Genomic DNA, 18,652 nt, shown 5'->3' with positions numbered 1-18,652 from the left:
AATTTAAATTTAATAACTCTAACAATGTGTGAAAAATCTATCATGTTAAATGTTTGTTATATAGATATTTACAATCCTACTTGAAGACTTCTCAATCTTCAAACAGGTAATAAATATAAAATACATTCTAATTGCTCAAAGATTCTTTATCACATAGCCTAGGACTCATCCATTTAAAGATTTATGTGGATGACTACTGTTGTAATCGATCTGCCACTCGTAGGCAATTGCTTTACTTCCCTCGCTACCACCCAATTATATCTCTTGGCTTTGGCTTTTAGATCATATTATTAAAATGTTTAATTTATAATACTAAAACCACACGAAAGGATTCGTACGGCAGCGGGGCGCAAAATCTCCCAACTTTGTGCAAATAAAATAAATTAAGTTTATCAGAATATAGCTAACCTCATAATCATCTATTATCTTCAAAATAAAATGAGATCAATACTTTTTATAGTTTTTTCATTCTTTTCGTTGAGTCTTTTTGCACAACAATATGAATTGACAAAAGACATTGATACTCTATATTACTATAAGTATGAAAAACCAATCATCGAAAAATTAAGGCTTATCAAGCCTACAGAAAAGAAAGACTTTTGCAGGTTTAGTTCAGATAAATATTATTTAGAGCTTTCTAGCAAATCCAATAAATACCTAATGTATGCTGATGAGATTTGGGAGGGTAAAAAAACTGGAAAAACATTTATTAAAGAATTTGATTTAACCGATAAACAGGTTAATGAAATAAAAAATCTTATAATATCATTAAAAATTCATGAAATTCCAACTGATAAACAAATTAAAGATTGGGCTTTTGGTTTTGATGGAATTACCTATAAATTTGAATTAAAAAACGGGAATAATTATTCTTACAAACATTACTGGACACCAACTTCTCAACAGAAATTTGTAGAATCAAATGTTATTAATTATTTTGTAATTAAAATTGATGAGATAATAGATTATCAGCAAAATAGCAAAAAATTCACAAAAGAAATCCCCTATTTTAGCTGGACAAAAGATGGTGTTTCTTGGAATGCCTTAAAACTAATAAATAAGAATAATTATTCTGAATATAAAAGATATAAAAAGCTAATGAAAAAGAATAAATCATAATGCTAAATTCCTCTACTTTAGTGTGAGCATCATGCTCTATCGTGTCTTAAACAAAAAACGTATTAATAAACACCCTGTTTCCGACACTTCGTCAATACTTCTTCCGGTATTAAAAATAGCCTGACAAGCAATCGTTCAATTCAAATTATAAAAATCAATGAGAAAATATATCATTTCAGGTATTTTAGTTTTAATTTTTCAGGTATTCTATACACAGATAAATACTGATCTTATTAAAAAGAATGTCACCGAAAATCCGCAGGAAAATTTTTATAAACTTTTAGATACATTCAAAGTAAATCCGTCTGAATTAACACAGGCACAATTGAATCAACTTTATTACGGAAGTAAATTTGTAAAAATTGATTACACCATTGGAAATTATAATAGCGAATCCGGCACGTTCTGGAAACCAACTCAAAAAAGATTGTCAAAAAGTAAAGCCGAAAAAATGGTTTCTGAAGCAGAATCAAAATATTCAATTAATCCTCTCAATAGAAATTTATTGGATGATATGATGAATATTTATAGGGCACTTGATGAAAATCAAAAGAAAGAACTGTGTTCTAAACAAAAGGATTTAATCATTCAAACAATAGAAAAAAGTGGAGATGGAAAAAGTGAAGAAACGGCAATTTGCGTTTTAACACCTGGAGAAGTCTTACAGCAACTTGACAAATTGGCAAAATCTGGACCGAGAGCAGAATTTAGCCAAAAAATGAAACAACTTTCAGATGGAAGTGTTCTAACAGTTTATAGAATTGGCAATAGAGAAGTATTTGTAAAATTAGTTGGCGGATATTTTCTATAGCAACTCCTCCTCCTAAAAGCTGTACAAACTATTTTTCTTTAATCAAAACAAAATGTAACTATGAAAAATTTATTTTCCTTTTGAGATTAATGAAGATGGAAACAATAATTATTGGACAGATCATCTCACCGTACATTTTAGCGAACAGGAATTAAAGAAAAATAAATTATAAAAGATCGAAACAGATTCGTCCCACAGCCCTAAACCATAAAATATCATTATACCCACATGAAAAAAACATTTGAATTCCTTAATCATTTAAAAGAAAACAACAATCGCGAGTGGTTTTCCAAGCATAAGTCAGAATATGATTCGGTAGTAAAAGACAACAAAGTTTTTTTTAATCAGATCTTTACTGAGCTTCAGGAATATGACAAGTTAAAAGGAATTCATATTTTCAGAATTTACAGAGATGTTCGTTTTTCCAAGGATCAGACCCCCTACAAAACCAATTTTGGAGTGGGATATTCTCGTTCTAAGCCAATGTTGAGAGGTGGATATTATATTCAGCTGGAACCCGGCAACAGTTTTGTAGGAGGCGGATTTTGGGGACCTGAAGCCAAGGACCTACTCCGCATCCGTAAAGAATTTGAACTCAATACCACAGAAATCGAAAAAATCACCTCCGACGAAATCTTTGTGAAGTATTTTGGAGCGCTTAAAGGAGATTCCGTAAAAACGGCTCCACGAGGTTTTGATAAAAATCATCCGGCCATAGATTTAATCAGAAAAAAGCAATTCGTCGTGATGAGAAAATTTACTGATAAGGAGGTTTTCTCTGACAGTTTTCAAAAGGAAGTTCTTCTCACCTTACTGGCTATGCGTCCCTTTTTTGATTATATGACTGACGTGCTGACGACGGATCTCAATGGGGAACCTGTGTTTTAAAACCAAAGCCCTCTGGGTGAAAAACTTTTTTCAGTGAACAAGTTTTGTGACTCTGGGTAATACAAAAATTTAAGTCAGGAAACTTCGAACAAAGGACTTAAAAAGCATCAACAATTAACATTCAAAAACACTTTTCAATTTGTCTTTTTTGTGCATTTATTTCATTGAAGAAGCACTTTACGGTATTCTTTCTGAATGAAAATTTCAGTTAAACCTAACCTGTATTTCACCAATACTTTTCCCGTTAGTGACTATATAATCAAGACTCTGACAATACTTACATTTTGCACCTTAGCTTTTGGACCACTGTATGGACAAAAGAAAGTGCTGACAGTTCCGTTTGACTTTCGGAAGAACAACTTAACTGCTGTAATTCCAGACTATCAATTTGACCATATGGAAGTATTCGGAAATATTTTGACATTGTACTACACCACAGCAAAACACAAAAAATAAACCTAAAAATAAATTTAAAAAATAATCATGGCAGAATACCTATTACCCTATTTTGGGCAGCTTTCAACAGATAACGTAGAAGAATATTATGATGTTAATATTGATTTCAATGGAAATGAAATTCAAGTAGATTTAAATTTTGAAAGTAAAAATACAGATGCAGCAAAGCTGGATCAGGTAAAAAACTATCTTGAAAACATTGAAACAAATAATAAACTAGCTAAAAGCTACCTACTGGAAGATTATCACAATGAAGAGGGTGACACTGTAAAATTTTATTTGGAACACCACCTTGAAGAAGTGGAGCAGGACGAACTATCAACGCTTATCAACTTTGATGATGTAACCGTTGAACCAGAGCAACAGCTTTTAACAAAATTAGAATTAGTTAGAATCGGGCTTTATCCCGACAATGAAGAGGGCTTTGCTATTTTGGATTATTCCATCGGAAAAGAGATCACCAATTATCTGGTTGTCATCAATACAGATCAAAACGGGCAATTGGATTATATGGCAATGGAAAGCTAAGTACTCCCCTATTGATGTCTATAAATAATTTTTAAAGATATTTATCATGCTAAACCGCTTTGAAAAACAGAGCGGTTTTTATGGGCTCCTAAAAATAACTTCTTTATTTAGAAAATTTCAATAAATACTGACTGGGAAGTTGAGTATCATCAACTATTAAAGATTATTAAAAAGGAATTAAGTAATAGCAAAGAAATAGCAAAACACTTTAATAAAAAATGGACAGCTAAAGAACTATAACTAATACCTTAAAAAATAAAAATAAATTTTTCTTGATAGTGACTAAAATGCCTACAATGTGCAAAACAATCATTGATAAACTCGCCTGGATAGAATTAAAGGACAAATCCATTCTCTCCACAAAAAGCTACAGAAAAGAGAAATATTATATTCCCGGAGGTAAAAGAGAAACAGGAGAAACAAATGAACAAGCTCTAGTTCGTGAAATATGGGAAGAATTAAATATCACAATTGACAGCAAAGCATTGCATTATATTGGAACTTTTGAGCCCGAAGCCCACGGACATGCAGATGGTATCATAAGCTAACTGTATAAAAAAACGCTCTAATTGAACGCTTTTTTATGTATTTAAAATTAATTATTGTTTGGTTAGAACGATGTCTTTTGGAATGGGTTCCGGTCTTTGATCAGCTGGTTTACCATGATAAAAACAATCTGATTCAATTAAATTGCTCAGTTCTGCAAATTTTAACCTCAATTGCATTTTTGTTGAATCTACAAAGTTAATTTTTAAAAACCCTCCTTTATTACATAATTCGGGATCTGCATATATTAAAGAGTAAACACCAGATGAAAAAATTTTTCCACCAACTATTTTAGCATCAATATCAGATATTGATAAATTATCAAATAAAACATTTCCTGAAGAATCTTTAACTTGAAATTTTCCTATTAAATGATCACTCCAAATTTTTAAGGAATTATCATAAACATTAGTCAACTTTTTAAAATTAATAAGAAAAGTTTTACCATTCCATGTACCTTTCCAATTTCCTTCAAAAGATGTAAGTTGATTTTGTGTATCTTTCCTATATGAGTTTTGAGGAAGTTCGGATGCTGTTAAAGGGAAAACTTGTGCATAGCTACTTGTAACGATAAATAATATTATTAATAAACTTATTTTTTTTAACATTTTTCTTAGTTTTTATTGTTTAAATTATTTACAAGGTATTGACTCTGACTTTTTAGAGTTTGGATCATATTTTAATTGAGCAGCTGTTTTTTCTGTTACTTTAAATACTTCCAACCCTATCTTAGCTACAACTTCTTGCAAAAATCGTGAAAAAACATCTTCCACCTTATTTTGAGGAAATTCTCCATCTTCATTTCTAACTTCATTCATTGCTTTTTCATACCATGTATTCCAGGTAGTGAGAGTGTTGTAATCTACACCTCCAGGATGGGTGGCTCCTGTATATTTAAGTGTATAGCTTCCTTGAGAAGTGACAACAGTGGAATATGCATTACCATAGCCCCCTCCATATTCTCTTGCATTTTTAAGGAATGTATTGATAAAAGTTCTTACATCAGTTGGAGAAAATATTTTTATACTTCCTTCCTTATTATTGTGAGAGTGGAATAGGCCTGATATACGATCTGTATTGTCAGGAAGATGTAGCCCCGTACTTCCTGGAGGTCCATCAATTTGAACAAATCCTGAAGATGCAGGTGTTCCTTTAGGAGGTTGGATTTCATAAAACCCTCTTTCCTTATCCATTTCAAAAACTGATTTTTTATTAAGTGAATCAAATTTTGCAATATATTTTGTATCAGCTTGAGCTGATTTTATACTACTACATGGTTCTGTATTGGAGTTGTTAGGTGTATTTGAACTTGAGCCCCCTCCATAATCACCAGGGCCACCACCCATGTCATGTCCGCCATTGCCAGGACCCCCATTTCCGCCCCATCCGTCATACATCGTCAGCCTTACCGGTCTTGTTACTCTGATGATCACTTCTCCCACATCAATAGGATTATTGCTATTTCTGGAAACTGTCTTGGTGTCATAGTAGTCTTGAAATGTATCAATAAGATAAAAAACATCGGGATGTGTGCTTTGGTGAACATCAAAATAGAGATAGTCTCTTTCTGCATTAATTACTCCGGCTATTACGGCCGTTACTTTTCCATCCTTGAGCATCGGAAAAAATAGAAGCTTCCTGTTATCTACCTCATCTCCTCCTATATCCTGAGAGGAAACCCTTAAATCCACCGTTCCATACTTGTTTTCAAGTTCTGTTCTCTTTTCGGGATACTTCTCAAAATAGGCAAGCATGGAGTTTCCAAAGGGTAATGCATAGTTGTTGGATGTTGCATTTTTGGAAAGGCTTTTTTCCTTTTCAAAGCGTTCAAAAAAGGCAATTTTCTCCTTTTGCGTTTGTTCTGTGCTTGTCAGCATCTCATCTGTCCTGCAAGAATTGAGGGAAACAGTAAGCATGCTTAACAATAACAGTCCGTAGACTAGATTTGTCTTCATAAGCATTTGTGTTTTTGTAAATATAATAATTAATTCTTTTTTGTGTGATTTCTATCACAGGATAAAAGTAAATCATTTATGGAGTCCTGCACTATGGAAACCTATAATTACACATAATATGCAAATTGCACACAATTGTGTACAAAGTGTACATATTGTAACTTTTGAAGCCTAAGCCCACGGACAAGCAAATGGTGTCATTGTAAAAATGATCTGCTACTCGGGAGAATATTCTGAAGAATTAAAAGCAAGTTCTGAAATTGAAGAAATGAAATGGCTTACCTATTCGGACAAGGAGAAGGTATCTGAGGTTGATAAAATAATATTTGATATACATCAGAATAATGTATTGGATTAATTGATATCATTCCGCCTCTGAATCAAAAAAACCGTATTAATTATAGAATATCCCTCCTGATAAGGATTCCCGTAAGGTTCTCCTTACCACTTGTTTTACTTTTGGTTTTCAATTTTTGATCATTAAAAATAAAACAATGAAACAAGTACTATTAATTTTTTCCCTTTTAATCTCTGGAATTTTTTATCCTCAAATCGTTCCAAAATTTGAAAATGATACCCTCACCACTTCAACAGGCTTCAAAGTATATGAAGGCCTTGACTTAAAAATAGGAACAGGCTCTATGAACGACGGCGATTTTAAATTTATCCGGACCAATGCTTCTTCGATGTTCAACTATTCTTCAACGACGGGTTATCAGGGGCTGGCCAATCAGGCCAATTCTTTTAGAAGAAGTAATTCAGGACTCACTTTTAAAGTGAGAAAAATCATGACAAGAGGAAACAAAAAAAATGGTTTTGTCTATTATGCTAAAATTGGAAACGGAATTATGAACTATGAAATAGATCTTGAAAATGCAATTAAATCTGGTGAGCTGATTATTCCCGATGAATTTTTACCCAAAGAGAAATCTCAAAATATTAATTCGGAAACAAAATATGATAAACTGAAAAAAATTAAAGACCTAAAAGACTCCGGAGTTTTATCTGAAGAAGAATTCCAAAAGGAAAAAGATAAGATAATGTCTGAAAAATAAATACTGACATCACCGTTTTGCTTTGCAGAGCGGTTTTTTATTTATCCAACACAATCATGGTAGAATATCTCGATAATTATATACATTTGAATACTCATTGTAAAAACACCATGATTGATTTGAATTATGTTCAGGAACTTATTGAAAAAGAAATAAGCCCTGATTTTGAAATTCGTGAATATTTCGACACTCAAGATAGTGTCATATTCTTTTGGAAGCATAAAAGATATGCTATTGACGATGAAAGAGGACATATCATCGGGTACGGTCCTGTGGTATATGATAAAGTAAAAAACGAATATAAGGTTTTAGGTTCCCGGGATTGGTTTAGTGAAGAGATCTCTCAGCTTTTTGAAACAGATGAAACTAAAGAACGACTGCTCAATCATCATTATCTGATGGATCTATTTGAAAATAGTGGAGAGGACCTAGCCTATTCAAAATCCCTGACAGAGAAAATTAAAAACCGAATTATTCGCCGAAATTATATCAATTCAGAAGAGGTAGATTTTCTGTCAATTTTAACAGGAGCCAGAAGATTAGATAAAGAATTTGACCTGATTCTTAAAAAGGAATGGATAGATACAGCCCACACCGTTGTTGTATCTGAGGATCATAAAGCTAAAGAAAAATTGATGACTATCTGGGAAGAGCTTGGCTTCGAACACAAAACATTATCCGATACGGAGCTATTATTATTTCGAAATAAAAGTTAGACTATATTTGAAAAAAATAGACTTACCTAAAAAACATAAGCCATTAACCACGAACACCATGAAACAAAAACTTGTCGCATTATTCTTTTTGCTGTCTTTTGGGGCATTTGGGCAGAAAATGAATTTCAATATTAAATATTCTGAGCAACTGGCCGTTTTTGTTTTTATACAAAATCTTTCTGACAACTATCCGAAAAACGTTTTCAAAACAGAATTCAATCAATCAAAATATAATACTCAAAAATACAAGGATCTTATTTCAAACTTTGATAAATTGCCTATCGACTACAGTTATTCGTTTACTGAATATCCTTATGGCTCAAAGATACCGATGCAGTCCAGAGATATTTTGAAAAAAAATCTTATTGAGACCAATAATATAAGTGATTTTAAACTTCGCTCCATTGGAATTCTTCCCAATGCAACCGTACATAGTCTTACTGAAATTATTTCAGCATTCACCCCTATTTATAATGAACTCATTTATATTCCTAATAAAGAAAAATTTGAAACCCAACTGAAGGCTATCAGCAAATATTCCGGTGAAAAAAATATGGAGTCTTATTTTCAGACAGGTTTGATTTTTTATAATTCAAGCTGGGATCCTACTATCCCTTTTGAAATTGCATTGTATCCTTTGCCCAATTCAACAGGCTTTACGGCGCAGGCTTTTTATAACAATTTTATAAGTGCCGTTCAAACGAACCTGAGAGATTATAAAGATCTGTTCAGTGTTATGCTGCATGAGACCTATCATATTCTTTATGATGAACAGTCTCTTACCGTGAAAAATGATATTGCTCAAAATTTCAAAAAGAATCCATCAAAATATAGCAGCTATGCCTATCAATTACTGAATGAGGCTCTGGCAACCGCTTTAGGAAACGGATATGTCTACGAGAGTTTAAATGGAAAGGCAGAAACCTATGATTGGTATAACAGCAAATACATCGATCTGATGGCAAAGAAAATATATCCGGTGGTAAAGGAATATATTGCTCAAAAGAAACCTATGGATAAAAATTTTGTAGATACCTATATCAGGCTTTATGAGGAAAACTTCCCTGGATGGATTAATGAACTTGACCATATCATGACTTACAGATATATCCTGTCTGAAAATAAAAAGGATTTTAATACCATAGGCCAAATGTATCCCGCCCGTTCAAGCGAGGAAGCTGAGACTGAAATTTCTGCAGCCAGTATTGAAAAAATGAAAAAAACACCTCTCACAAAGATTATTATTGTATCACAAAATAATAACGAAAAACTTAAGTTAATTAAGAATCAGTTCAAGGAATTAAAGCAATGGAAATTTACGCCTGACCAAGAGTTCCAGTACAAAATTCTTTTGGATGACAACAGCCAGCTTTTGATCATTAATCAACAGAAATCAAGTCTTCAAACTCTTTTTGCAAATTTCAAATAGAAAACCTATCCATTGATAAAATATGAACATCCAGGAACAAATTAAAGAATACATTGCCAGCCAGCCTGAGTCCAAATGTATAGACCTGCAAAAGCTGCATCACATGATTCTGGAACTCATGCCGGCATGCCAATTATGGTTTCTGGATGGTAAAAACAGTGAAAACAAAACGGTTTCCAATCCCAATATAGGTTATGGACTTTACACCATCCTCTATGCTGATGGAACCACCAAGGAGTTTTATCAAATAGGAATGAGTGCCAATACAACTGGAATCTCTGTCTACATTATGGGTATTGATGACAAAACCTATCTGTCCAAAACTTTTGGAGAAAAAATAGGCAAAGCAAGCGTGACCGGATATTGCATCAAGTTCAAGGCGTTGAAAGATATCAACATTGAGGTACTTGAAGCAGCCATACAATATGGAGTTGAACAAAAACCTTAATTTTAAAACTAATTTTCTAACAAAAGATGGGATAATCCATTCATTACAATGGCAAAAAAACTTACTTTATTTTTTATTTTAGGCCTATTAACGGTTCTTATCGGATTGATCTTTGCCGTTATTGCATTCAATAGTGTTTCTGCGGTGGATGGACTGGCAGGAATTTATACATTATTTGGGCTGATTCCTGTGATAATAATCATTATATTGGACAGAATTTGTGTCTGGAAATTTGGCCCTAAAAAAGTCAATAAAGTACAGTTCTACATAACAGGAATATTTATTTTACTTTTTATCCTTAACTGGATAAGATTACAACTTCAATAAAAAAACTAAATAACTTATGAACGTAAAAAAATTACTTAAGGTAATAGGAATCACCCTGGGAATCATTGTATTATTTCTCATCGCCAGCAACTTTATATGGCTTAACGAAAGAGAAAATCTCCTTTACAAAATTCAGCAATATGCAACGTACAGCAAAGAAGACTGGAAAAACTACGAAACAAATGAGAAGTTACTGGCCGAGAACCCTGTAAGTACCAATCAAACAGATGTGGCAGCACCGGTAGTAGATTTTCATCCTTATGACGTCAACTTATTAACGCCAAGTGCAAAGGAAGAAGAGTTAAAAAAGATTCAAAATGCACACTTTGAAAACCTAGTTCCTGCTAAAAATAAACCGTCTGATAATGAAGCTCAGGCTGCTTTAATACGGCTAACAAAAGGACGTTTAACGGATGTCATCATCAATCAAAAACTGGATATAAAAATTGGAAAATGCTACGAGAATCCAAATACAGAGGGAAATTTCAACTGTGTAAGCTGTATGATCCTGCTATATAACAGGGATAAAAAGGATTGGCAGGAAGCTCCTGACGGGGATAACTTTCTATCCAATTCTTATGATTTTTATCAGCCTTCTGAAGGAGATATCTGGGAAGCAAAAGATTTATCAATCATGATTCCATACGATTATGATCTGATCAAAAAATATGAAAAAAAGTAGACTGATTGTATTCAATTATTTTTATCTCATAATAATATAGTGAGTGAATTGAAATGCAATGATGGGATATGATGACGAGTTTAAAAAAGACAGATAATCTATTGTTATAAAAAAGCACCAATGTCAAACGCAGAAAAAACGATTGAAGAAATTAATGTATTTTTAGAAAAATCAATGTTGAAAACTTCCAAAACAACTAAAGAAGAAGTCATTAATTATATTGAAGAAAAATGGAGAGAAGCCGATGATGAAAAATATAGTAATTATACGGCCTATATTATAATTAACAGAATGATTCAGGAATATATCTGGAAAAAGGATTTTAACAATATGATGAGATGGCTGGCAATTTCGGATCTTCATAAAGCATCTCAGAAAAATGCTCTTTATATCCGAAATTATTATGCAGGTGAATGCTGTCTGGAATGTGGCAATGAAGAAAAGGCACTCGAGTATTTTAATTTGTGTTATGCAGAAAATCCTGATTATATTTTTTCCCGTGCTCCTTTCTGCTATGAATTTTTTAATAAACATCTTGAAAACCCCAGAGACTTATCTCAGAGTGAAATTTGTGAATATGAATCCATTGACTCCCCTCCACTCAAATTAGAATATTGGCTATCTTTTTTCGATGAAAAGGATGAAGAATTGAGCTACGAAATATTGGATGAAGATGATGACTATGCAGAAGAACCTACCCCAGAGCAACAAAATGGTCTTGATTACCTACAGGAAAACCAGAAAACAATCTTAGACAATATCCTGAATGAACTTCTGAAAAAATATCCAGAACTGCAAAAAATATATGATTATTCTGAAGAAGATAAGGTAGATTTCATGCCGGATTTAAAAGATATTCAAGGTTTTGCATCCCTTTTATCTCTCAACTGTTTTTACATCACATCTATAATTAAGGATAATTACCCCTACATTGGCATTAGTTTTTCCTGTTCTTGGGATAATGAACACGGCCTAGGAATAATGACTCATAAAAACAGAGTGATTGAGATTGGAGAAGCAGATACAGCTTTTAGCAGCTGGGCTGCTGAAGAAGATCTATAAACTAGAAGATTGTTTATGCCTGTAAAATATCATCATCTCCTCCCCCTCCTATTCCTACTTTGCCTATGCTGTAAGGAAAAAATGCAGAATGAAAATAAGTTTGTGATCTATCAGGTCAACCCAAAAAAGCAGAATCTGAAATTTTACTGGAAAAATGATAAAAATGAGATTCTGAAAAGCATCGATCACTTAAAAGATGAAGTAGAATCCAAAAATGAAAAGCTTGTATTTGCCATGAACGGCGGAATGTTTGAACCTGATCAATCTCCGAAAGGTCTTTATATCGAAAATTTTAAAATCCTAAAATCTATAGATACTCTGCAGGGTTTGGGAAACTTTTATCTTCAGCCTAATGGAATATTGTATATCACCAAAAATAATCAACCAGGAATTACTGAAACAAAGAAATACACCCCACATAAAGGAATCAAGTATGCCACTCAATCCGGACCCATGTTACTAATAGACGGAAAAATAAATCCAATTTTCCAAAAGGAGTCTAAAAATCTGAATATCAGAAATGGAGTCGGAATTCTGGAAAATGGGGAAATTATTTTTGCCATGTCTAAAAAAGAGGTCAATTTCTATAGTCTTGCAGAGCTTTTCAAGGAGATGGGATGCAAAAATGCATTGTATCTGGATGGATACGTTTCCAGAACTTATCTTCCTGAGAAAAATTGGATCCAGAAAGATGGAAATTTCGGAGTGATGATAGGAATTACAGAACCAAAATAAAGGTTGATGATCATTAAAAAGCAAAATATACTTACCTTTAAAGTTGTTTATTAACACCCAATCATTTAGTATTTGCCATGAAAAAAATAATATTAGATCTAGCCACAACATTAGATGGATTTATTGAGGGGCCCAACGGAGAAATCGATTGGTGCATTATGGATGATGACATGGATTTTGAGGGCTTTATTTCAGGCATTGATACTATTTTCTATGGAAGAGTAAGCTATGATGCATGGGGAAATTATCATCCCGATGAAAATGCTGAGCCGGAAGAACATGACTTCTGGAAAACCATTCATTCAAAAAATAAATTTGTTTTTTCAAGTCAAAATCGGGAAGATGAAAACGCCACCTTTATCCATTCTGATCTTGTAGAAAAAGTTTTAGAAATAAAAAAGCAAGGCGGAAAAGATATCTGGCTGTATGGTGGTGCAAGTCTTATCAAAACTTTTATTCAAAATAACCTGATTGATGTTTACAGAATATCCGTCCATCCGGTAGCTTTAGGAAAAGGGAAACCTCTTTTTGAAGATGTAAAGGAAAGATTAAATTTAAAACTCGTTAAAACCAATGTCTTCAAATCCGGTGTTGTACAACTTATTTACCACCCCTAAAATAAAAACCCGAGATGATCTTATTTTCTCAAAAAAGCTGAATATTTTACTAATACACTTTAGGAAATGAATGTAAAATTGAACTCCATCATCCTGTACGTACAAGATATTGAACAGCTTAAAAATTTTTATGTTGAGAATTTCAATCTAAAAGTTATTGAGGAAGATAGCATTTGGGTCCTTATGAATGCAGGAGATGTAAATATCGGGCTTCATAAAATCGGAGATGAATATTTGAAAAAAATAGAAAGCGGATATCAGTTTGATAACAACACCAAGCTCGTTTTTGAAATTGATTTAAATATTGAAGCCGCAAGAAATAAATTACGGTCAAGAAATATCCAGATGAGAGAAATCAAGACATTTGAGAATTATGATTTTTGGTTGTGTGACGGAACCGATCCTGAGGGAAATGTATTTCAGTTAAAATGCAGAAAATAATACCTATGAAAAAAATATTTGGAATTCTATTTTTAATCACAGCCCATTGTTTATTTGGGCAAAATATTTCCACTATTGAAAAACAGCTTGATGATGCTTTTCAAAAAATTAATTACTGGTATTCTGATGGCCAAAGCAAAGAATCTTCTTCAGATTCTCTTTATACGGCCAATATAAAATTTGAAAAATTATTGCTTCAGTATACCTCATCAAACCCTCAGACCTTAAACCATCATTTTAAATCTCTTGAGAAGAATGGATTGTTCATTGCAACTTCAGAAGATGGCAAATTCCGAATTTATTCATGGGATACATGGACTGGAGGAACAATGCACTTTTTTAAAAATGTGTTTCAATATGAATCTAATAAAAAGCTATACTCCAAGATCATAGAAAACACGAGTGAGGGTGACCCCAGATGTTATTATCAACACATCAATGATGTTATCTCAGAAAACAAAAAATATTACCTTACTCAAAGCAAAGCTATATTAAGCTCAGGATTAAGTTATCACAATATACAAATGTTTTCCATTGATGATGGAAAGTTGAATGACAAGGCTCAATTAATTAAGACTCAAAGTGGAATTAAAAACCAGCTTGGATATGAGGTAGATCTTACAGCTTCTTCTAATAGAGACAATGATATCAAGAATTATAATATTCAATATGATCCAAAAAATAAAATTATTAGCATTCCCTTAATACAAGAAAATTCTAAAATTACAGCTAAAAAGATCCGCTATCAGTTCAAGGGAAAATACTTTGAAAAAATATAACTTCAAATTAGTTTACAGAATATCAATTAAAACATTTGATAAATGCCTATAACCATTGAAATAAAAAACAGAACCAATTGGTTATTAACTGCTGTGATGAGTCTTGGTTTAACGATATCTTCTTTTATTATAGTTATTATCATTCTTATTGGCCTCCTTCAAGGCATTGATATTCCTGCTATTTTAAGTGTCCTATCAATGGCTGGCGTTGTTATCGGATTTTTCATACTATTCCTCTACATCTGGCTATGGAATACCTTGGGAAGAACAGTATTCCATATTGGAGCTGATGCCATCACAATAAGCTATAAAAATAAATTATTTGCAAAGCCAAAAACATTCTTGAAAAAAGAAATTAAAGATATTCAAGCAGTAGATTATAGCATTGAATCTTATAAATACGGAACCCGTTATCATTTTTCATGGACCGGAGCTACCTACTCTGTTGTTTTGATAACACGAGATTATGAAAAAAGAATAATCAGCTGGATTACAGAAGACAAGGCTCATGAAATAGTAGATGAAGTAAAAAAAACATGGCGCTGAAATTCCAAATACAACTTTCGCATAACATTTTAGACCGCAACAATCATGGCAGCCAATGGTTTTTGTTTGCAGAGTACATGATTTTTTCAGATTCCTGGGGATTGAAAAAACACACCAATGGAGATCTTGTATTTTTCAGTTCACACAGAACATTTCTTCAAATTCATTCATTGACTTTCTTAAAGCTTTTGCGAAAGGAAATGTTTTTGAAACCGGTAGAATATATGACTAGATTAAGGAAAAGGAATCAGGGATCAATTAATAAACAAGAATAATTACACAATTATGTCTAACAAAATATTCTTTACACTTTTCATTCTTATTTCAGCCTGCTGCTTTTCCCAACGAATAATAGAAAATAATAACTTACACGTATTTATTGGTGAAAAAATCAGTGTTGTAGAATTTGATCCGAATACGCAATTAGTAAAAGGCATATCAAAAGAGATAGATCTTAAAACTGGTGATACACTAATCATTACACATAAATCATATGTAATGGATAATGCATTTCATTGTAAGTATTTTATTATTAAAAATCTGATGAATCAGCTTCCAAAAGAAACTATTGAGTTCAATGCTTACGATCATTACGGTAGACCAAATTTTGAAAAACATGAAAATGCAATAATGTATATTTCTAAAAATAAAGATGGTTTCTTTTTTCAACAAAAATACATATATGATCCTGTATATAAAATAGATGGGCAATGGGTTGGCATACTAAGTTTTATATTTTCAAATGACCATTTGAAGATGTGGAAAAAATTTAAAACAATAAATATCAATAAAGATTATTCCATAAAAATAAAGCTTGGATTTTGTGACAAAAAATGTCAAAAAACTTATTATCCACCTTCTTATTTCAAAATTAAAAATGGATTTGCCTATCCTAGAAAAGCTTTTAAAATTGAAGATATCCTTTCTTATCGGAAAGCAACAATATTTAAAATTATAGATTAAAATATTAAATCGAACTTATATTAATCAACAAAAGATAATATCATTAACACTACAATCTGAAACTAACATCTTTTCTAACTAGACCAACATCTCAAAAACAATAAAACAAACTCATCATCAATAAATAGGAAACTTGGCTTAATGCATCATTCAATAATTTTTTGAGAACATTTGTAATACTATTTCATGTACGATTGTTTTACTTAAAAAAATACATGAAATCTATTGTAACCTGCCTTATTTTATTATTGGCTGTTAACCCTTTTTTATCACAGAGAACCAAGCAATTAGAAGAATTATTAGCTAATTATGATAAAACCGGACAATTCAGTGGCTCTGTTCTCATTGCTGAAAAAGGAAAAATTATTTTCGAAAAAAGTTATGGATACAGAAATGGACCCAAAAAACAAAAAAACACCAACAGTAGTATTTACCGGATCTATTCTACTACAAAAATGTTTACAGCAGCAGTTATTCTCCAGTTGGAAGAACAGGGAAAGCTCTCTATAAATGATAAACTATCAAAATATTATCCTGATTTTCCAAAGGGAGACAGTATTACCCTTGCCAACATCCTTTCTCATACAGCGGGAATTCCCAGTGACGAAAATAGTGATAACACCGTAGATGAAGCAACATTCATAAATTATATTTCTGCAAAGCCATTAGATTTTTCGCCAGGAACAAAATGGGGTTATTCTAATTCCGGGTATTATATTCTTGGATATATTATAAAAAAGGTAACAGGTTTAGAGTATGATAAAGCTATAGAAAGCTACATCCTTAAGCCTTTACAAATGAACAACAGTGGTTTCCACTTTAATACTGTTACCGATGAAAACAAGGCCTTAGGATATGAGTTTTTATCGGAAAACACTTCCAACGAAGCCCTTCGTTTTAAAACCGATCACCCTTTTGCTGCAGGGGCAATGTATTCTACTGTTGAAGATCTTTTCAAATTCAATGAAGGTCTTAAAAACTATAAGATTCTGAAAAAAGAAACCCTTGAAAAAATGTTTACCCCTTACCTTAATGATCATTATGGGCTGGGGACTGACAGCTCTATTATATTTGGTAAAAAGAAAGCCGGACATGATGGTGGCGGCCCCGGTTACCGAAGCAGATATTACAGGGTTCTAGAAGATGACATTTGCCTTATTGTAATGTCAAATTCAGAGTTATCCCACACAGACGCCATTATCCCAAAAATCGAAAGCATACTATACAATAAACCTTACACTACGGGAGCAGCTAAGATAAAACCACAGGATTTAAAAAAGCTGGAGGGAATATATACTACTGGAGACACCTACTTCAATGTAACAATTGCAGACGGACTGGTTATCTTGAAAGAAAAAAATTACCCAAGGTGTTCATTACTCCCTATTAGCAATACTTTATTTCAATTGAATGACAAGATGACTTTTACATTCAAGCCAGATGAAACCGGAAAAATAAATTTACTTACTGTTCAATTTCGAGATGGTAGCATAAAAACAGGGAAAAAAGAAATGGTAAATATTCGTTGGGGAATTATCGGAAATGCAACGCCTGCCGGATGGGGGGAAAATGATATTCCATTACAAACAGATCCCAAAAATCCGGATATCTATTTTCTCAAAAACTATACACTAAATAAAGGTGGATTAAAATTCAGACAAAATAACAATTGGGGGTACAACTTGGGTTTAAACAACGATGGTAAAAGCATTGCTCTTGATGCCTATGATTTTCCAATAGAAGAAAGTGGGATTTACGACATTATATTGGATATGACCAATCAAATGAAGCCACAATACAGTATCAAAAAATCTGCTCAGTAAAAAAACTAACATTCATACTAACAATATATTTTCAAACCGCCCTGCTATCAGGGTGGTTTCTTATTTTGAGTATGAATTGAAATTTTCCTTTTTTTTAGATGATCAGAAATCATCCCACAAAATATTATTTATGCCTCATTTTATTATAAATTGTTCACAGAATATTCTTCACCAAGCAACCCTTAAAAAAAATGATGAACACAGTATATGAGGTTGCTGATTCCACAGTTTTTTTGTTCCCAGTGATATCAAAGTAAGGCTTGATCCTTATTAATACTATCGGTTGGGAAATAATAAAAATAACTTCTGCGCGTGTTCGGGTATATCATGGAGAACCGCAGTAGGGAACAAAAAACAAGTCTATCCAAATAAATCCATACCCATCTGGCAAAATTACTTACTGATATTTCTATTCTATCTATCAATATTAGCGAGTTTGAAGCTGCAACATATAACAACCCTATTAATCCTGAAAACAAGGATAAAGACAGACATTTTAGTTTATTATTCATATTTCAGATAATTTAATTCTTACCATACCTCCAGTTTTGCACAAGTGGTATAAATAATGTGGATAACTTTTCATAATAAATTTTAATCTTGTGGATAAAATATGAATAACTTTTTAAACCCATCTGAAAATTTCTTATATAAACATATTAAACAATACGTTATACTAATAAAACTCTTTTCAAAAGAACAGATAAATACTGTGGATAAATTGTG

Annotated in this window: 22 protein-coding genes; 20 read left to right on the top strand and 2 right to left on the bottom strand. The window is 32.4% G+C overall.

The genetic code is table 11. The features are described from left to right. The first annotated feature begins 438 nt into the window (after positions 1–438). From SCA31_RS09220 to SCA31_RS09200, 5 genes are all read left to right on the top strand, one after another. On the top strand, positions 439–1,119 hold the full coding sequence (locus tag SCA31_RS09220; protein WP_410696651.1) for a hypothetical protein: 681 nt from the start codon (positions 439–441) through the stop codon (positions 1,117–1,119). 157 nt (positions 1,120–1,276) lie between these two features. Beyond that, positions 1,277–1,930: a DUF4919 domain-containing protein gene (locus tag SCA31_RS09215; protein WP_410696650.1), complete on the top strand. Its 654-nt coding sequence runs from the start codon at positions 1,277–1,279 to the stop codon at positions 1,928–1,930. A 228-nt stretch (positions 1,931–2,158) separates the two neighbouring features. Then, the gene (locus tag SCA31_RS09210) at positions 2,159–2,818 is read left to right on the top strand and encodes a DUF2461 domain-containing protein (protein ID WP_410696649.1); all 660 of its coding nucleotides are present in this window, start codon (positions 2,159–2,161) and stop codon (positions 2,816–2,818) included. Between the two features lie 483 nt (positions 2,819–3,301). Beyond that, on the top strand, positions 3,302–3,802 hold the full coding sequence (locus SCA31_RS09205) for a DUF2004 domain-containing protein (protein ID WP_410696648.1): 501 nt from the start codon (positions 3,302–3,304) through the stop codon (positions 3,800–3,802). 296 nt (positions 3,803–4,098) lie between these two features. Continuing rightward, the gene (locus tag SCA31_RS09200; protein ID WP_410696646.1) at positions 4,099–4,350 is read left to right on the top strand and encodes an NUDIX hydrolase; all 252 of its coding nucleotides are present in this window, start codon (positions 4,099–4,101) and stop codon (positions 4,348–4,350) included. Positions 4,351–4,401: 51 nt separating this feature from the next. Here the strand turns inward: SCA31_RS09200 and SCA31_RS09195 are convergent, their stop codons facing one another. Both SCA31_RS09195 and SCA31_RS09190 read right to left on the bottom strand, forming a co-directional pair. Continuing rightward, positions 4,402–4,956 (bottom strand): DUF6705 family protein, encoded by a 555-nt coding sequence (locus SCA31_RS09195; protein ID WP_410696645.1) that lies wholly within the window; start codon positions 4,954–4,956, stop codon positions 4,402–4,404. A 24-nt stretch (positions 4,957–4,980) separates the two neighbouring features. Next, positions 4,981–6,303, bottom strand: coding sequence for a hypothetical protein (locus SCA31_RS09190; RefSeq protein ID WP_410696644.1), 1,323 nt, complete (start codon positions 6,301–6,303; stop codon positions 4,981–4,983). A gap of 208 nt (positions 6,304–6,511) precedes the next feature. Between SCA31_RS09190 and SCA31_RS09185 the strand changes: the two genes are divergently transcribed. The 15 genes from SCA31_RS09185 to SCA31_RS09115 all read left to right on the top strand — a co-directional run bounded on the left by SCA31_RS09185 (position 6,512) and on the right by SCA31_RS09115 (position 17,926). Continuing rightward, positions 6,512–6,661: a hypothetical protein gene (locus SCA31_RS09185; protein ID WP_410696643.1), complete on the top strand. Its 150-nt coding sequence runs from the start codon at positions 6,512–6,514 to the stop codon at positions 6,659–6,661. Between the two features lie 136 nt (positions 6,662–6,797). Further along, complete coding sequence (locus tag SCA31_RS09180) at positions 6,798–7,358, top strand: SHOCT domain-containing protein (protein WP_410696642.1); 561 nt, start codon at positions 6,798–6,800, stop codon at positions 7,356–7,358. Positions 7,359–7,468: 110 nt separating this feature from the next. After that, positions 7,469–8,074: a hypothetical protein gene (locus SCA31_RS09175; RefSeq protein ID WP_410696641.1), complete on the top strand. Its 606-nt coding sequence runs from the start codon at positions 7,469–7,471 to the stop codon at positions 8,072–8,074. 58 nt (positions 8,075–8,132) lie between these two features. Next, a complete protein-coding gene (locus SCA31_RS09170) occupies positions 8,133–9,503 on the top strand; it encodes a hypothetical protein (RefSeq protein WP_410696640.1) in 1,371 nt (456 codons plus the stop codon). 22 nt (positions 9,504–9,525) lie between these two features. After that, positions 9,526–9,951 carry a DUF1801 domain-containing protein gene (locus tag SCA31_RS09165; protein WP_410696639.1) on the top strand — a complete coding sequence of 142 codons (426 nt, stop codon included), beginning with the start codon at positions 9,526–9,528 and terminating at the stop codon, positions 9,949–9,951. Positions 9,952–9,999: 48 nt separating this feature from the next. Then, a complete protein-coding gene (locus SCA31_RS09160) occupies positions 10,000–10,278 on the top strand; it encodes a hypothetical protein (RefSeq protein WP_410696638.1) in 279 nt (92 codons plus the stop codon). Between the two features lie 16 nt (positions 10,279–10,294). Beyond that, complete coding sequence (locus SCA31_RS09155) at positions 10,295–10,960, top strand: hypothetical protein (RefSeq protein ID WP_410696637.1); 666 nt, start codon at positions 10,295–10,297, stop codon at positions 10,958–10,960. A 120-nt stretch (positions 10,961–11,080) separates the two neighbouring features. Continuing rightward, complete coding sequence (locus SCA31_RS09150) at positions 11,081–12,022, top strand: DUF6985 domain-containing protein (protein ID WP_410696636.1); 942 nt, start codon at positions 11,081–11,083, stop codon at positions 12,020–12,022. Between the two features lie 81 nt (positions 12,023–12,103). After that, complete coding sequence (locus SCA31_RS09145) at positions 12,104–12,757, top strand: phosphodiester glycosidase family protein (RefSeq protein WP_410696635.1); 654 nt, start codon at positions 12,104–12,106, stop codon at positions 12,755–12,757. 77 nt (positions 12,758–12,834) lie between these two features. Beyond that, positions 12,835–13,374 (top strand): dihydrofolate reductase family protein, encoded by a 540-nt coding sequence (locus SCA31_RS09140; protein ID WP_410696634.1) that lies wholly within the window; start codon positions 12,835–12,837, stop codon positions 13,372–13,374. Between the two features lie 66 nt (positions 13,375–13,440). Next, a complete protein-coding gene (locus SCA31_RS09135) occupies positions 13,441–13,815 on the top strand; it encodes a VOC family protein (RefSeq protein ID WP_410696633.1) in 375 nt (124 codons plus the stop codon). A gap of 5 nt (positions 13,816–13,820) precedes the next feature. Beyond that, positions 13,821–14,594: a helix-turn-helix domain-containing protein gene (locus SCA31_RS09130; protein ID WP_410696632.1), complete on the top strand. Its 774-nt coding sequence runs from the start codon at positions 13,821–13,823 to the stop codon at positions 14,592–14,594. A gap of 42 nt (positions 14,595–14,636) precedes the next feature. Next, positions 14,637–15,140: a hypothetical protein gene (locus tag SCA31_RS09125; protein ID WP_410696631.1), complete on the top strand. Its 504-nt coding sequence runs from the start codon at positions 14,637–14,639 to the stop codon at positions 15,138–15,140. Between the two features lie 285 nt (positions 15,141–15,425). Continuing rightward, the gene (locus SCA31_RS09120; RefSeq protein WP_410696630.1) at positions 15,426–16,103 is read left to right on the top strand and encodes a hypothetical protein; all 678 of its coding nucleotides are present in this window, start codon (positions 15,426–15,428) and stop codon (positions 16,101–16,103) included. Between the two features lie 215 nt (positions 16,104–16,318). After that, positions 16,319–17,926, top strand: coding sequence for a serine hydrolase (locus SCA31_RS09115; protein ID WP_410696629.1), 1,608 nt, complete (start codon positions 16,319–16,321; stop codon positions 17,924–17,926). The last annotated feature ends 726 nt before the right edge of the window (positions 17,927–18,652 follow it).

Origin of the sequence: Chryseobacterium sp. SIMBA_028 (genome assembly GCF_046535285.1) — a bacterium.
Classification (GTDB): Bacteria; Bacteroidota; Bacteroidia; order Flavobacteriales; family Weeksellaceae; genus Chryseobacterium.
Note: the sequence above shows the minus strand (reverse complement) of the source record. Positions and strands in the feature narration are given on the sequence as shown.

Excerpts from the sequence above, each read along its gene's own strand:
- SCA31_RS09220 (WP_410696651.1), top strand. The coding sequence starts at position 439 with ATGAGATCAATACTTTTTATAGTTTTTTCATTCTTTTCGTTGAGTCTT.
- SCA31_RS09215 (WP_410696650.1), top strand. The coding sequence starts at position 1,277 with ATGAGAAAATATATCATTTCAGGTATTTTAGTTTTAATTTTTCAGGTA.
- SCA31_RS09210 (WP_410696649.1), top strand. The coding sequence starts at position 2,159 with ATGAAAAAAACATTTGAATTCCTTAATCATTTAAAAGAAAACAACAAT.
- SCA31_RS09205 (WP_410696648.1), top strand. The coding sequence starts at position 3,302 with ATGGCAGAATACCTATTACCCTATTTTGGGCAGCTTTCAACAGATAAC.
- SCA31_RS09200 (WP_410696646.1), top strand. The coding sequence starts at position 4,099 with ATGTGCAAAACAATCATTGATAAACTCGCCTGGATAGAATTAAAGGAC.
- SCA31_RS09195 (WP_410696645.1), bottom strand. The coding sequence starts at position 4,956 with ATGTTAAAAAAAATAAGTTTATTAATAATATTATTTATCGTTACAAGT.
- SCA31_RS09190 (WP_410696644.1), bottom strand. The coding sequence starts at position 6,303 with ATGAAGACAAATCTAGTCTACGGACTGTTATTGTTAAGCATGCTTACT.
- SCA31_RS09185 (WP_410696643.1), top strand. The coding sequence starts at position 6,512 with ATGATCTGCTACTCGGGAGAATATTCTGAAGAATTAAAAGCAAGTTCT.
- SCA31_RS09180 (WP_410696642.1), top strand. The coding sequence starts at position 6,798 with ATGAAACAAGTACTATTAATTTTTTCCCTTTTAATCTCTGGAATTTTT.
- SCA31_RS09175 (WP_410696641.1), top strand. The coding sequence starts at position 7,469 with ATGATTGATTTGAATTATGTTCAGGAACTTATTGAAAAAGAAATAAGC.
- SCA31_RS09170 (WP_410696640.1), top strand. The coding sequence starts at position 8,133 with ATGAAACAAAAACTTGTCGCATTATTCTTTTTGCTGTCTTTTGGGGCA.
- SCA31_RS09165 (WP_410696639.1), top strand. The coding sequence starts at position 9,526 with ATGAACATCCAGGAACAAATTAAAGAATACATTGCCAGCCAGCCTGAG.
- SCA31_RS09160 (WP_410696638.1), top strand. The coding sequence starts at position 10,000 with ATGGCAAAAAAACTTACTTTATTTTTTATTTTAGGCCTATTAACGGTT.
- SCA31_RS09155 (WP_410696637.1), top strand. The coding sequence starts at position 10,295 with ATGAACGTAAAAAAATTACTTAAGGTAATAGGAATCACCCTGGGAATC.
- SCA31_RS09150 (WP_410696636.1), top strand. The coding sequence starts at position 11,081 with ATGTCAAACGCAGAAAAAACGATTGAAGAAATTAATGTATTTTTAGAA.
- SCA31_RS09145 (WP_410696635.1), top strand. The coding sequence starts at position 12,104 with ATGCAGAATGAAAATAAGTTTGTGATCTATCAGGTCAACCCAAAAAAG.
- SCA31_RS09140 (WP_410696634.1), top strand. The coding sequence starts at position 12,835 with ATGAAAAAAATAATATTAGATCTAGCCACAACATTAGATGGATTTATT.
- SCA31_RS09135 (WP_410696633.1), top strand. The coding sequence starts at position 13,441 with ATGAATGTAAAATTGAACTCCATCATCCTGTACGTACAAGATATTGAA.
- SCA31_RS09130 (WP_410696632.1), top strand. The coding sequence starts at position 13,821 with ATGAAAAAAATATTTGGAATTCTATTTTTAATCACAGCCCATTGTTTA.
- SCA31_RS09125 (WP_410696631.1), top strand. The coding sequence starts at position 14,637 with ATGCCTATAACCATTGAAATAAAAAACAGAACCAATTGGTTATTAACT.
- SCA31_RS09120 (WP_410696630.1), top strand. The coding sequence starts at position 15,426 with ATGTCTAACAAAATATTCTTTACACTTTTCATTCTTATTTCAGCCTGC.
- SCA31_RS09115 (WP_410696629.1), top strand. The coding sequence starts at position 16,319 with ATGAAATCTATTGTAACCTGCCTTATTTTATTATTGGCTGTTAACCCT.